Origin of the sequence: Nostoc sp. (assembly GCF_041747015.1) — a bacterium.
In the GTDB taxonomy this organism is placed as follows: Bacteria; Cyanobacteriota; Cyanobacteriia; order Cyanobacteriales; family Nostocaceae; genus Nostoc.
In genome coordinates this window covers 23,502-37,982 of sequence record NZ_JBGTFY010000321.1, presented here as the reverse complement: position 1 = coordinate 37,982, position 14,481 = coordinate 23,502, and the positions used below count along the sequence as shown (strand labels likewise).

The window sequence follows — 14,481 nt, the reverse complement described above, 5'->3', positions numbered from 1 at the left end:
AAATGGCTGTAATTGAATTCGGCGAATGATATCTTCAGGTGTTAAATACTCTAGTAGTATGGGATTGATCGGAATCAGTGGCGTAATTCGTTCACCCTCGAAAGTTAAAGGCACAGTTTCTTTCGGCAGAAAAGCACCAGGCAAAGCTTCCTCTAGATTAATAAAAGAGAATTCTGGCAAGAATAAATCTTTTGATTCAATCCATCTTACATCCTGCCAAATCAGTTTTTTGGTCTGCAAATCTTCAATTTTTAAAGAAGCTAAAGTTTTGCCACCATGCACCCAGATATGTTGTGGTGATTCATTCCATGACCTGGCAATTTCTGGGTCGATAATTAGTAAATCAAGTGATTTTCCTTTTTCGGGATTGGAAATCAATTTTTCGGGACTAGGAATTAAACGGACATTAGAAGGTCTTTCCAGAGATTTTACAGGTTTATTGAGAGCAATGAGTACACCTCGATTCAGGGGAACTCCAAAAAACTGTGGATCTTCTGTTAAGCTGAGGGCTGGTTGTGTATCTGCATTTAAATTGTTGCAGAATTGATCTATAAGCCCACCAATTGTATTGATAGCTTGTTTCTTACCATTATGGTTATTTAACTGTTTGCGAAGATTTTTTAACCAGCGCCACAGTAGTGATTTTTCAAAGCTATTCAGATGCTGAATTGGTGAGTGCAATCTGCAATTTTGCCACCAAGGTAATCCTAACCATTCTCCTTCTTCAGAGGGACAAACCAATGTACTAGGTGAACTCATCCCTACTGGTTTGCCATTCCATAAAAATATGTATATATCTTCCCAAGAATGTTTATTCTCTAGGGTGTAAAGACTATTATTATCATTAGGTAAAAGTTCCCACAGTGAACTTGTAAATTTTTCATGCCTAAAATCCCGCAGTTCTAGCAGCTGCGCCGTTAGAGGAAAATTACGCACTTCGGCCAAGGCTAATGCTGCTAACATTCCTTGCCACTGCTCAATCATTTGCTCACGGATGGGATAGTGATTATTATGCAGTGCCATCTCTACCGACACAGGACGGGACCACATTGTTGGCAGTAAGTCAAGGTTTTTTATCTCTTTTGGGGCTTCATATTTTAAGCTAGAAGCCACATTTCCAAAGACTCGACTTCCGTAGGCTTCCCATTTCCCTGGCTCATCAATCAATCTGATATCAGCATTTTGCTTTAATCTTGGCAGTAAAAAAGTAACCGACTTCTTTTGTCCATTGACAAGACGAACTTTTAAGGGAATTGACAAATCTATTCCGCCAATTTGAACTAGATTTCCGCGCCTTGGTAACTTTCTAAATTGTTTTTCTGCTTCTTCTTTATCCCAACGGGTATAACTCCGCATTCCACGAGCATATGTAATCAGAAGTGGAGCAAATTCTGTTAGTGGCTCGGCAAAAGTTTCTACTAATGATGCTAGGCGAAAAAGCTCTTGCCAGTTTTCTTCCTTTAACCTCAGCTCAATAGCCCTGACTAATTCATTAATGGCTTGATCAGGTTTTGTATAAACAAGAGATGTCCAATATTGGGCTTGGGCTAAGTCTTTTACGCCAGAATCTTCCCCTTCCAGCTCTTCTTTGACATAATCCATTAAAAACTTTGCTAATTCATCCAATCGCTCTGAACCAAAATGCTCCTGATTTTTCTTGAGTTCTGTTAATAATAAGTTGCGGACATCAAGATTCATCTCGTAAAGTTCATAACCTACTTCACGACACAGACCAGACAAAAGTACGCGAGCAACTGCTGTCCAGGGAGCTTCGGATACAAAGCGAAGCCAAATTTGGTAAAGCAGGTTTGGAGTCAGTAGCAGTGGCAAAGCAGCGTGACATGCTAAGTCGATATGTGCTCGGCCAAATTTTTGGGCAAATCCTCTAGCTTTCTCAATAGCAGATGCTTTAGCTTGCTCAATAGCCAATTCTGAAGCGGCATCATTGTTATTGTGCATAACTACAACATCCACGAATAGGGGCGATCGCAGTAAACATAGCGCCCACGTAAGGTATTAATCGCTGCATTTAATCCCTGGTGACTCATCTCAAACATTGGCACAAAGCCAGCAATATCACCAGCAGTGGTATGCTGCCAGCTATCATTAGGCATGGGATTGAGCCAAGCGTAATAACGAACTGACTGCTTAATTTTTTCAATAAACTCCTGGGTGTACTCAACTCGCTCTGAATTATAATAACCGCGTGCTGCACCTGCATCGCTAACGATTAGCACTGCTGCTTTTTGATCAATTGAATCTAAAACCTCTGTAAGCAACTGAGCTTTTATGCATGTTGAGTCATGATAAATATATTCTTCTGGATAGTTATGAAAGTAGTAAACACGGGTTTGAGTGATGTTTCCACCCTGTTGAGCTTTGTCAATTAAGTGATGGGAAAGATGATGAAAAGGTACCATTGAACCATTTTGGTCAACCAATAGCACAAGTAGAGTCCGGTTTACATAGCGTGGCATCAGCATCGCTTTAAGTAACACGCCTTGTTGAGAAACCTGAGCTATCGTAGCTCCTACATCCAATGCATCTAACGTACCTTCACGTACAGGACGGCGGAGAAAGCGCCAACTTTGCTTGATTTGCCGACTAGTTACTGGCAAGTATTCATCGCCTGAGTGTTGACGGGGGTAAATCATTATGGAGCGATCGCGCTTACTACTGCGGATAGCTTGAATTACTTGCTCAGGTTCTTCTATTTCTAAAGGCAGATCGGCAGGTGAAATACCTTCATTTCTAGACTCAAAAGTCTCCGTGAATGAATCTGAAGCCTGGGATGTCTCTTCGACAGGTGGAGCTATAGAAGAATCAGCAGATGGTTCAGGCTCTATTAATGGAATTTCTGGTCGAGATGGATCAAATTTCTCTTTAACAGGTGATGATTTAACAGTAGAGGATTGTTCAGTGTCAGTCTGTGCTTGCTCTAGCAGCTTATTTAACAGTTTGTGCAGCTTAATAGCATCGTCTGGAGATTTTGTCCATAGTGTACAACAAAGCTGCTCCAAAGCTTGGCGATCGCCAATACCAAATCCACCTTGCAACGCTTCCAATGCCAAAAGGTAGTCATCCACTCCAAGGGGGAGACCGCAATCGCGCAAACCCTTAAAAAGCTTCAGCAAATCATTCAGCAAAGGAATTTCGGTAAGATTCACGTTTTCTCCTCTTATGGAGTATTTTGGTACTGCCGATAATCCTTCCAATACTTGAGCAAGGCTCCAGCGAAAGGAAGTTTTCTGTCAAGTTTTGCTAATTCATTCTCTTCTGGATATTGACGCAGCAGCGTAAACCAGTCAATCAACTCACTGGTGCTAACTTTTTTACCAGTTCTGCCGCTGTCTTTCTCCATTCTTCTTCGTAGTTTGGTAAAGCTGATGACTGCTTCGGTTATCTCCTCCTCTGATGAGTCCGGAAAGTGTAACTTAATAATATCTCCTAACTGTTCATAGGGAAAATCAATATAGTGAAATAAGCAACGACGTAAGAAGGCATCCGGTAAATCTTTTTCATCATTACTAGTAATAAATATAATGGGTGGATGTTTTGCTTTAATTTCTTCTCCCATTTCTTGAATCATAAATCGCTTTTCATCTAGCTCTTGTAACAAATCATTCGGAAAATCAAGATCAGCCTTATCAATTTCATCGATTAGCACTACAGTACGCTGATCATTTTGAAAGGCACGACCTAGTGGGCCAAGTTTAATGTATTTACTAAGGTCATCAACCTTGGATTGTTGCTGCTCGTCACGACGTGCCAATTGTGCATCGTGGAGACGACCAACTGCATCGTAAGAATAAAAACCATCTTTTGCCTTAGTTGTGGACTTGATGTACCAAGACTCATAAGGTAAGCCAAGCTCGTAAGCCACAGCTTGCGCTAAGCAAGTTTTACCGCAACCAGGTTCTCCTTTTAGTAATAAAGGACGTTTCTTTAAAAAAATAGTGAGCTTTACGGCTTCAATTAATTCAGGTGAAGGTTTGTAAGGGCTAAGTCGTTTACTCTCATATTCTGTTGGAGAGGGTTGCTTTGTGCCCGTGTAAACAAGAGGTTTTATAGAATTAACCATTGTGATATCACTTCCCATTTAGAATTACATTCAATACAAATTTGTCGATAAACACGCTCAGGAATACCCAAGTGTGGCCTCTGCATCAATCTTTCGGCAGTTAGTTTATCTGGTACTTCTACATCTATTGCGTTCAACCAATTCTGAAGCTTTTTATATGTAAATCTCTCAGCTTGGTTCAAACATAGGGGTTTTCTGGGGTAGTCTCGTTCATTATGATCTGCAACCCAAGGAATGTTTAATTCACCAACCTTTGCCTGATTATCGATCAAAAACATTACTAAATGTGTTTTGTTAAGAGAGGCTTTCTCTATTATTGGACACCAGAAATCTTCAATTAAACTATTTAATAAAACTCCCCATTGATGAACTTCAAAAAAAATAAAAATTACAGTCTGAGTTTGCAAACATTCCAAAATTTTATCAACAATTTCTCCTTTTGTATAATCAAGAGCGCGCTGTTCTGAACCAAAAAAGGGCTGGGCAACTTCATGCCACAACGAGTCTATGCTTTTGATGTTACCCATTTTAATGGAGACTGGCTGCCGCTGATTCCTTCGCAAGTTTGACAATTGAGATAGTCGAGTCACCAAAACTTCTTGCCCATGTTCTTGTAAACCATGAATCAGAAAAGCTCCAATCTTGTCCCTGTTTAGGGCTTCTATCACCTGATTTTGCTGCTCATCAAAGTCAATGTTGAGAATAGATTTGAAGAGTTTGAGATTATCAGGCAGAGTTCTTTGTGAAGGAGATACTTTAGGTGATTTTAAGCAATCATCATCGAAAATAGATTTATAGGATTTCTGATCAGACTGAGTTGTTTTTGGTTGAGATGCTTGATTTTCATAATATTTTTCCAATTTTGTCTTTAGATCATTCAGTTCATTGTGGAGAGCATCTCCTGAGTTACAATCAGCTATTAAAGCCTTTACGAAAGGGAGAATTATATAGCCATTTTCAGTAGATTTAGTTTGAAGAAATTTAAGGAGATTTATTTCAACTAACTTTTTAGGATTAGTAGCATCTTCAAGATTTTCCGATACAATCTCTAGTTCTGTTTGTGATGCACAAAAGTTACACAGACTTTTATAGTTTTCAAATTGACCGCATTTCAAAAACAATTTTTTACATAATTGGTATAACTCTTGATCCAACGACCCCACATTCAATCTCCTATAGGAATACGATTTGATTTATGAAAAAATCTAAGTATGTGTAGGGTGTGTTATCGCGTAGCGTAACGCACCAAAGTCTTCAGATGGTGCGTTAGCCAGAGGCATAACGCACCCTACGTAATATTTCAAAAATCAAATATGAGTCCTATAATAAATTATACTGTTCCAGCAATTGCTGAGATACTTCTACTTTTCGCTGATAATCTACTGCTAAATTTTGAAGTTCCTGCTCGGTTTCTACTCCTAAAATAGCTTGCAACTCATCTGGTAATTCATCAGCTCCATAAGATTCAGCTTGAGTTTGGGGTTGTAGTTTTTTATCTACTTCCATTTGAGCCGCTGCAATAACTCCTTGAATTTCCGACCATAAAAATTCACGTCGCTTACGAGCTAAACTGCGAGCCTGCTTCAGTGCAAACGACCATTCACCTAGTAATTTTTGGCGTTCATACTCATTCGTAAAACCATTATCAAGTATGTCTTCTTTAACCGTTTGCAATAGCTCCCACCAAGACTGGTCACGAAAATCTTGCTGCCGAAGTTGAAGTTGTGGAATTCCTAGTACTTGAATGACAGTATATGACAGACGTGAAAGCAAACTTCCTGAGCTTTTATCTACTAAACGTCCATTGGCATCAATTTCTAGATATTTCGGTGTAGGCCAATCTTCATCACTATGGGAGCCAATAACAACGTAGTAGCCTGTTTTTAAATCTGCTACGTTGAGACTTATATTTAACGAGAAAATTTCATGTTTACCGCCTTCTTGCAGTAGGTAGCTCAACAATTTTCCAACGACATTACTCACCTTGAGAGCTACAGCCCAATCTGGTCGTAACGAAAACTTAGCGACCAAATCAGCCTGTTCCATTTGAGTTATGAAATTACGTATAGGTTTATCTTGTAATACCGTGTATTTGATATCTATTTGTAATGAATCACTAACACGGGCTGGTAACCAGTCAGTTAAATTAGTACCAATACCTAACTGGCAAGGGATATTTTTTTTGATTGTAGATATTTTATGCAAACTTTGAGTAGAATGAGGTTCTAAGGAGCTTTTAACAGAGGAACTTAAAGTAACAAAATCAAGTTGGTTTAGCCAATTCGCTTGAAAGAATGCCTGAGTATTGTGCAGTTTTACCAAAAAGTAGCTGTCATCTAACTTCAGATCGAATGGAGGCTTAGGTTGCTGTGGGTAATAAAGGGGACTAACACCTGTTGACATGATTTACTCCTTATAGGTAGTTTGCGCTGTCACAATTTCTTTATACAGATTTGAACAGTTTGATTCCAGATCAGATAAGATGGCACTGATTAATGTAGCTTTCCGAAATCCTTTATTTGTATCTTCACCATTGTGTAGTGCTACCACTTGACAGTTATTAACATTCAATACAGGTGCGCCTGATGTTCCCTTCTCAGTAGGCGCACTGTGAAGGATTTGCTTGTTGTTTGATACATCATTCTCGACAAAAAATCCTGTAGAGGCATGCTGTGGCTGTCCTTTAAGATGTTGAATCACATATAGCTGTAATACTTTTGTTAAAGGTGCATATCTATCTAATTTCAAGAAACCCCTATTTTCTAGAGGATGATCGTTGCGATCGCCTATACGTAAAACAGCATAATCTAAATCATAGTTTTTATATTCACACTTCTCTACACCATATTGAATTCCTTGGGCGAATTGAGTATAGTCAAAAGTCAAGATGCTATTTTTAATTTGCTGTTGAAGATTATAGTCATCAACTAATCCATCCCTATCACCTCTAGCTTCAATGACATGCCAGCAGGTCAATGCCAGCTTGGGAGTTACTAACCATCCTGTACCTGTTGGTACTTTATTCGTATTGCCATTAACAATTTTTGACACACTTATATGAGCAACTGCGCGAGCACAAGTCAGCAATTTCTCACTTAATATAATGGGAGAAAAAGCCTCACCCTTTGAGTTAGCTTCTGGTTTGAAGTCTGTTTTCGTAGTAACTTCAATTTCGGGCTTGCTATCAGGATTCTTTGAAAGAACAGTCTCTAGTTCCTGTGCTAACTCAGCTAAGGTTTGATGACGACTATCTGCTATATTTATATTCTTCGCTAGCAACTTGACCAAAATGACTAGCACATTTTCTTTTGGATTACCTCGATAGTTCTTGATTAAAAAGCCAATTACTGCTTCTACAAATCCACTCCGACTAGTAGTGTAGCTTGGCAAACTATCTTGCCAAGGTTCAAGTCGTTCATTTGATTCAAAGAAACTCCGCAATTGTTGAGTATTATCAAATTGCTCACATCTTAATAAAGCTTTCTTTAATCGCTGATAAAGTTCTGAATTAATCACAATCACTTTCTATAGGTAGATTTTTATAGCGTATTTTTTTATTAAATAAAAATAGATAGATGTAATATAAAGTGTCGTTATCTATTTTCTAAATAGCTAGCAAATTAAAGATAAGCATGGCTTTTTTCAGTATTATCATCATTATTTATGATAATACTATAAACTATTTCAGACATTAAAATTTACAAATGTAGTAAGGATGGTGACATTTTGTTAAAAATTTTAATGTAGGTAAAAAAAGCAACTATGCTCTACTCAGATTACTTAACATAAGTTGCTATTTATGACTCTCCGAGTGCCACAATAGACAAGATTTTGTATCCAAACATACAAAATATATAAATCTAAATTTTTATTTTTTCGTAAAATTTACAGAAATCATAAAATTCAATAATTAGCAACCTGTATTACTTAGCTGGGTAGAATGCATATTAAGGTACGTAAATAGTGTAAATTATTTTGATAAAGTATGAACTATGCACTTTTGTGCTGAAGGTTGAGCATGATTCGAGTAAAGTGGCTAATTTTAGCGATCGCTATGCCTGTGCTACTGATTGCCTGTAAACCACCAGAATCAAAAGAAATTAGCTGTGATTTGCCCTTACCTGGTAGTCCCCCTCCACAGTCAAAATCTTTGGCTGTTGCCATGTATGTAGACGGTACACCATCTATGCAAGGATATGTAACTCATCCTACAAACACCAAAACTCGCTATATTGAAACAATCGATTTGCTTGACCAAACATTATCAGTTGGTGGGATACCTGCACTGAGAGATCAGCCGCAAATCGAATACAACCGTTTAGGGGAAACTAGTGAAAAAATTGATCGTGAAGGCTATCTTCAAGCCCGATACCCCAATTTTTACAGTGGTAGTGACCCCAAGTTCCGCTTACAAGGAGTCAGCAAAATAGAAACTGCTATTACCTCTGCTGAAGATGGAAAACTGACAGTAATTGTCACAGATTTATATCAACAGGGTGAGGATGTAACTAAACTTACTCAAAAAATTCAGCAAAATTATTTTAATCCAAACCAACTTGGATACGCAGCAGGTATTTTAGCAATAAGAAGTGAATTTAATGGCAAGGTTTATATAGAAGATGGCACAAAAAAAGATTTTCCATACAACACTAATGATGCCCAAGGCAATCTAATTAGAACCCAAGAATTTAAACCATTCTATGCCATTTTTTTAGGTCATTATAGTGATATCAGTTACTACTTTAAAAAACTGAGTGATACCAAAAAATTACCTGAAGATAGCCACTTAGTTATTTTTTCACCTAATAATTTAGTAAGTAGTTTATCTTATCTGCAAAACTCTCCTGAAACTCCAGAAGGCTTAAGCAGACGAGAATCACTTAATGATGGTAATGTTGCATTAGACAAAAAAGATAATAAAACTGAACTATTTGAAATAGAAAATCATGAAAATAAGGAATTTCCTCTTAAATATAGTATTCCTTTATTGCCTTTAAGTAACACGTTGCTAGTTGACCCGAATTCTATCCAAACAGAAATAAAGATTGAAGCTTCTGATACTTTAGAAAAACAACTTAAAGCACAACCTCAAGATTCTCCCTTGGCACAGACTTTAGAACTCAGTCAATGGGAAATAGATGGAAATAAAAATCTCAAATTTTTAACGACAATTAAACCAAGTGTGATTCCCGAAGCCGGGATTTACTTGTTTACAGTTGATGCAGTTGCTAAAGGAGTACAAAAAGAAGACTGGTGGACGGAATGGAATGCAACTAGCAATACAAGTAGCAATGGGAAAACTTACAACTTGCAACCATTCTTGGAAGGTTTAAAAGCTAGTACAGACAACGTTATGAAAAATAATAAAGTTGTGATTGGACGTTTCTGTTTCGCTATTCAAAAAAACTAACTTTTACCTGCCCATTATGGCATTGCGATCGCGATCTTTGATTCAAGATACAATAGAAAGTTTATACAAAGTGTTGAATTACTTAGCAGCCTTTTTCAAACCTTGCCATCTTTCTCGCAGTCCCTTCAAGTTAGGTGTATGACCACCATAACGCCAACTAACATAAGCTTGGCTAATATCATCTATTACCTCAGCAATTGCTGAAGTATGATGCTGGTACGATCCTTTAGCATATTCTAGGGGTGTTTGTGCTGGGTGTTTGCCTAAACCTTTTTGGGCTGTCCATTGCAGCATTTGCTGATAAAGGCTCTCCATCGCTGGCAATTTCTTTAACCATCGGCGATTGCGCCACTCTCGCCACTGACCCCAACCCAACCAACCGCAGAAAGCTGCTGTAGTCGTCAAGATTAAGCCAGTTAATACGCCGAACCAACCTTGAGAGAATAAAGCTAAAAACCAAGCGATCGCTCTAATTATCCACCTAAGTATTGTCCCAAATACATTATTCAACAAACCTGTCACCGGAGAAGGCAGCCATCCAGCAACCCAATGCCACAATTGGCGTAACACACTAAAACTTTGAGTGTCTTCAATAGATGGGGGAATCAAGGGATGATTGGGAATGGGGTCAAAGGCAAACCAACCATATTTAGGAAAATACACTTCCGTCATCGCATAAGCGTCAGTGTTACGGACAACATACAGCCCTGTAAATGGATTAAACTCTCCTGCACTAAACCCTGCTACTAACCGCGCTGGGATGCCAATGGAACGCAACATCACTGTGAGAACTGTTGAGAAATGGTCTGGATAGCCTCCTTTTTGCTTGAATAAAAAAGCTTCTACCAAGTCTTCTTTTTCACTCAAATAAGGCAATTCTAAGGGATTTTGAGGAACAGAGTAGTGTTGCTTTAGGTATTGAGCTAAGTAGAGAGCCTGTTCATAAGGTGAATCTAGGCTTTTAGAAGACTTTGCGACTTTTTCTTGATTGTAGTTGACGAGAATTTCTTCAGTCCGTTGCCGGACTTTTTCGGCAATTTCGGGAGGAATTTGCAGATAATGCTTTTTAATATATTGCGAATATTTAGTGGAAGCTGCACCTAACAAAGTCTGATCGCGGTATGGTACTTCGGAAATTACTGTATAGGTGAATCCTTCTGATAATTCTACAGGCGATCGCAATCCATCTTCTTTATCAACAGCGATAATTGGTGCTGGAAAGTAAACTTCTTTGGGATAACTCATCGCTGGAATTAGGTTAGGCAAATCCGACACAACTGTATAAGTTTGTACTATCTCTTGGGTTTTACCAATAATCACAGATCGGGGAAGAAAAATTTGATAAGACCAAGGCGATCGCTTAATAGTGGTAACATCTTCATTGCGAGAAACTTCCCATCCCTTACCTGTATAACGGTCGAATCCTAATACTCGCCAAAAACCCTCAGCTTGCGATCGCACCCGCATCACTACTTTAGGTTTCATCTCGCCGCGCAAGTTTTGGTTAATTTGGCTATTAAAACCGTAATAAAAATTATTATCTACTTTACCTGGTTGACCAGTTTTATTTTGTCCCGTACCACCGCTACCATTGCCTTGATTATTACCTTTACCTTGGCGGACATAACCGGGATTAATAATACTACGCCCTGTAAAACTGCCTTTTACTTGAATAGCAGAACTTACAGGGAAATTCCGTAACTGATAGCCAGGGAATCTTGGTAAAACAGCAAAAATTGCCAGCCCTAGACCGACAATTAGCAAAAAATTCAGAATTAAAAATTTAAAATTAATAATTGAGGAATTCTTTTTATTGAATTTTTCCTTTTGAGTTTTTAATGGCTGTAAACCCAAGCGTGAGCGATAATCTAGCACTAAAGTTGGCAGAGCGATCGCTAAAAATAACAGTAACACAGGGGCAAATGCTAAAGTCTGACTTAGGGTTCCTGCCACACCCAATAAAATCAGTCCGATCACAATCGAATAGCCCAAATTTTTCCGGCGGGGTGTATCAAAGCTATGCAACACCTGGAGTTGAATTAATAACTCAGCCAAACCCAACCGCGTATCATTTAACTCTCCCACTAACCGCCCAAAGAAAGCACCAAGTGCCACTAACATACCGATAGCGATGCAGAATTGAATTGCAACATTGCGATCGCGGCGACGATAGTAACTCCAAATCGCACCCAATACACTCAGGGGTAACGCCCAAAAACTAAATGAAGTTTCGGCGGCGATATCCGTCGCCACAATTCCCAAAATAACCAACGCTAGCACCAGCACCCGCAAAGAAATTGAATCTTCCACTTCTGTCAAAGACGACTCCTGTGGATTTTTCCGCCGGAAATTGCCTACACGGAGAGGCCAAAACCGATTTATCCTGGATAAGTTAAACATTTGACTCTAAGCGAAGCAATGATGTAGATGCGACTACAACGGACACAATACGGGAGACATAATTGCCTACCTTGCTACTGTATCAAATAAAAAATGATAGAGAGGGAAGAAGACGCAAAGACGCGGAGAAATTATCAAATACTCTCTCCGCGTCCACATCCCTGTGTCTTTGTAATAACTGCTTCTCGTAGACGCCCTAATGACCCTTTTTTGAAAAATAGGATAAGCTTCAAAACCAGGAAAATCCTCTTAATATATATCGGCGTTGAGCGACGTAGTGTGCTAGCGCTGGCAATTTAAACTAAGTCGTGGGGCTAATAACGAACAACAAAGACTGTTGGTCTATTTCTGGAAACTCAACTTCCAGAGTATAAGTTGGGTTAGGTTGCTCGCAGCCTAACTCTACACTTAAGTATCCCGAAGTCGAAGATGTTGCCATTGCTAAGGTGCCACTTCCCCGAAGTGTCAAAGTTCCTTTAACGGGTAACTCAACCTGAACAAGCAACTTCGTAAGTTTACCTAGAGACTGGTACTCTACTCTGATATTCAAAGTACCGACACTGGTTAGCCATTGTCTTTCTACCACTGGACTGGTTGCTGAAAGTGGCAGAGTCAAATTTTCTAGCAGTTGTTTAGCTGCTAGCAACGACAAAGCCATCTGTTGACGTGGTTGCAAATCTGAATAATCGCTCTGAATACTGGGCATTGTCTCCAGAGTATTTACAGATCGATAGGTGCTTCTTAGCACCAATCCAGCTATATCGTTTAGCGTTTGAGACTCGTTGGGAAAAAAGTTCTCCACCGCCTGAACTAATTTTGCCCCCAGCGGCACCGAAGATGTAACCAACGCCTGACACTGTTCTAGCAATTGCCGGAAAACTCTCTCCGGCAAGGGACGTGGCAGATTTAGCTTCGCCTGTTGTACCATCCATCCCCAGGTAGGAACGAGTGTCATTGACGGCTCGTCAACAAAATCAGGATAGTCGATTAATTGTGTTTCCCAGGGAAACAACGGTGGATGGTCTTGGACTTGGATTTGTAACCGACGCTTAAGGACGGCTTGGAAACGATCTTGCACAGTAGGAATTTCTCCCAATTGAAAGGTCTGGGGCGTTCCTCCCAATTTTGGCTGACTGCTTTTTGAAGCAGTGGCTTCGTTGAGGAGGTTTTTTACCCCGTCATTTTCCTCACATTCTACCGATGGCTCGTTATTTTTGACATTATCTGTCAATAACCAATCGAGACACTGGTGTTGTAAGGATTCTGAGTCACTATTCATGAGTAGATGCACCTGATCCGGATACTAATGAGTTACGAATTTCCCAAGCTTGTTCAAGAATTTTAAACCATCGTTTTTGAAGTTGTGCCATTGACAGCCCTAAAGTTTTTGCTATTTTTTCATCGGCTTCTCCTTGTTGCTTCAACTCTAATAAAGACCTTTGTTTGTTGTCCAATTCTGCTGTGTATACTTGCCATTGCTGGGGAGTTAAGCCCAAATTTGTGTGCAAAGAAGCTTCCAGCCATTCGTGAACTAATTCCCAACGGTGCAACAAGGCAAACCGAATTAAATGATACTTAAAGCGCTGCTGTAAGTAATCTCTCTGACGAGGGGTTAAACCTAAAATCGACTCAATTTCCTGTGCTGATAGATCCTGGAGGCGGAGGGAAAAGTAATCAGCGCAGTCAGATTGTTGTCGTTGTTCGAGATAACTCATTAATTCCGTAATCACAACGGAGCGCAAGGTGTCTTCTTCGGGTTCTGGTTCGACTTGCGTTGCCATTGTGGAGCGCAATTTGTGTACTGCTGGCTCTTCCCAAGAACCATCACCTTCATTATTACTGCCTTCTGATGCTTGCTCTATATCTACGCTGGTTTCAGGGGGCTGCTGTTGCGAAAAAGTTTGCGCCCGCAGGATAATTAACTGCTGCTGACGACCTGGTAAAGGAATTCGACGCTTGCCATAGCGCTCGGTAAATGCCATGTACTCTGCCAATTCCAGAAGCGTTTGAGGGCGATAAGTGGCACCGAGTTGATTTTCTCGCCGGAAAGCGTTTAATGCCTCCAGATAGAAACTCTGGAGGAAGTCTTCAATTATCGTCAGCCGCCCTTGATAGCTCAATTGCTTCTGAGGCGGATTAATATAACGATAAATAATTGCACTCAAAGTACTGTGTAATTCTACCCTGCCCCGATTTGAACCAAACTGATAGTACCTGAGACATTGTTGTAGCCGATGTCGGGCGAGGGTCATCGCCGAGCTTTCTACAGTTCCAGAAGATTGAATACGTTTACTCTCGTGACAAATCCGGTAGACTTCGCTAGTAATACGTGTTGCTACATCGTGGCAATTTTGTTGCGAAGCTTTGGTTGACTGCTGGAACTCCCTGGACAAGAGTTGAAAGATCACCTCCACGCCTGTAGAATTTTCTCCCAGAATAGTTGCAGATGGAATAGTTGCGGTTGCGGCTGAATTCATAGTCTCGGTTTTCAAAAGACCCTAACTTAAGTTAAATACAACCTGTACGACTGTGGGTATTGGCTTTTTGAGTTTTACGTATAAGCTAAACGCAGACCAATCCTACATTTAGG

General features: G+C 39.7%; 9 protein-coding genes and 1 pseudogene. 1 reads left to right on the top strand and 9 read right to left on the bottom strand.

All coding sequences use genetic code 11. From position 1 onward, the window contains the following. The 6 genes and pseudogenes from ACEW80_RS25995 to ACEW80_RS25970 all read right to left on the bottom strand — a co-directional run. Window positions 1-1,959 (bottom strand): annotated as a pseudogene (locus ACEW80_RS25995) (hypothetical protein); the annotation flags it as partial. A gap of 2 nt (window positions 1,960-1,961) precedes the next feature. After that, window positions 1,962-3,167, bottom strand: a complete 1,206-nt coding sequence (locus ACEW80_RS25990) for a hypothetical protein (protein WP_373529368.1) — start codon at window positions 3,165-3,167, stop codon at window positions 1,962-1,964. 11 nt (window positions 3,168-3,178) lie between these two features. Further along, window positions 3,179-4,081: an AAA family ATPase gene (locus tag ACEW80_RS25985; protein WP_373529367.1), complete on the bottom strand. Its 903-nt coding sequence runs from the start codon at window positions 4,079-4,081 to the stop codon at window positions 3,179-3,181. Then, window positions 4,066-5,235 (bottom strand): hypothetical protein, encoded by a 1,170-nt coding sequence (locus tag ACEW80_RS25980; RefSeq protein ID WP_373529366.1) that lies wholly within the window; start codon window positions 5,233-5,235, stop codon window positions 4,066-4,068. The genes ACEW80_RS25985 and ACEW80_RS25980 overlap by 16 nt, the downstream gene beginning before the upstream one ends. Window positions 5,236-5,401: 166 nt before the next feature. Continuing rightward, window positions 5,402-6,484, bottom strand: coding sequence for a hypothetical protein (locus ACEW80_RS25975; protein ID WP_373529365.1), 1,083 nt, complete (start codon window positions 6,482-6,484; stop codon window positions 5,402-5,404). A 3-nt stretch (window positions 6,485-6,487) separates the two neighbouring features. Beyond that, window positions 6,488-7,597 carry a serine protease gene (locus tag ACEW80_RS25970; protein WP_373529364.1) on the bottom strand — a complete coding sequence of 370 codons (1,110 nt, stop codon included), beginning with the start codon at window positions 7,595-7,597 and terminating at the stop codon, window positions 6,488-6,490. Between the two features lie 502 nt (window positions 7,598-8,099). On the opposite strand from ACEW80_RS25970, the gene ACEW80_RS25965 reads away from it, so the two are divergent. Continuing rightward, the gene (locus ACEW80_RS25965; protein WP_373529363.1) at window positions 8,100-9,491 is read left to right on the top strand and encodes a hypothetical protein; all 1,392 of its coding nucleotides are present in this window, start codon (window positions 8,100-8,102) and stop codon (window positions 9,489-9,491) included. A 78-nt stretch (window positions 9,492-9,569) separates the two neighbouring features. Here ACEW80_RS25965 and ACEW80_RS25960 read toward each other — a convergent pair whose 3' ends face one another. The 3 genes from ACEW80_RS25960 to hetZ all read right to left on the bottom strand — a co-directional run bounded on the left by ACEW80_RS25960 (window position 9,570) and on the right by hetZ (window position 14,368). Continuing rightward, window positions 9,570-11,891, bottom strand: coding sequence for a DUF3488 and DUF4129 domain-containing transglutaminase family protein (locus ACEW80_RS25960; RefSeq protein ID WP_373529362.1), 2,322 nt, complete (start codon window positions 11,889-11,891; stop codon window positions 9,570-9,572). A gap of 301 nt (window positions 11,892-12,192) precedes the next feature. Next, window positions 12,193-13,170, bottom strand: coding sequence for a PatU (locus ACEW80_RS25955; RefSeq protein WP_373529361.1), 978 nt, complete (start codon window positions 13,168-13,170; stop codon window positions 12,193-12,195). After that, window positions 13,163-14,368: a heterocyst differentiation protein HetZ gene (gene hetZ, locus ACEW80_RS25950; RefSeq protein WP_373529360.1), complete on the bottom strand. Its 1,206-nt coding sequence runs from the start codon at window positions 14,366-14,368 to the stop codon at window positions 13,163-13,165. Before hetZ ends, ACEW80_RS25955 begins: the two co-directional genes overlap by 8 nt. Window positions 14,369-14,481: the final 113 nt, after the last annotated feature.

Bases quoted from the DNA above. Each gene is read 5' to 3' on its own strand.
- ACEW80_RS25985 (WP_373529367.1), bottom strand. From the start codon at position 4,081: ATGGTTAATTCTATAAAACCTCTTGTTTACACGGGCACAAAGCAACCC.
- ACEW80_RS25975 (WP_373529365.1), bottom strand. From the start codon at position 6,484: ATGTCAACAGGTGTTAGTCCCCTTTATTACCCACAGCAACCTAAGCCT.
- ACEW80_RS25965 (WP_373529363.1), top strand. From the start codon at position 8,100: ATGATTCGAGTAAAGTGGCTAATTTTAGCGATCGCTATGCCTGTGCTA.
- ACEW80_RS25960 (WP_373529362.1), bottom strand. From the start codon at position 11,891: ATGTTTAACTTATCCAGGATAAATCGGTTTTGGCCTCTCCGTGTAGGC.
- ACEW80_RS25955 (WP_373529361.1), bottom strand. From the start codon at position 13,170: ATGAATAGTGACTCAGAATCCTTACAACACCAGTGTCTCGATTGGTTA.
- hetZ (WP_373529360.1), bottom strand. From the start codon at position 14,368: ATGAATTCAGCCGCAACCGCAACTATTCCATCTGCAACTATTCTGGGA.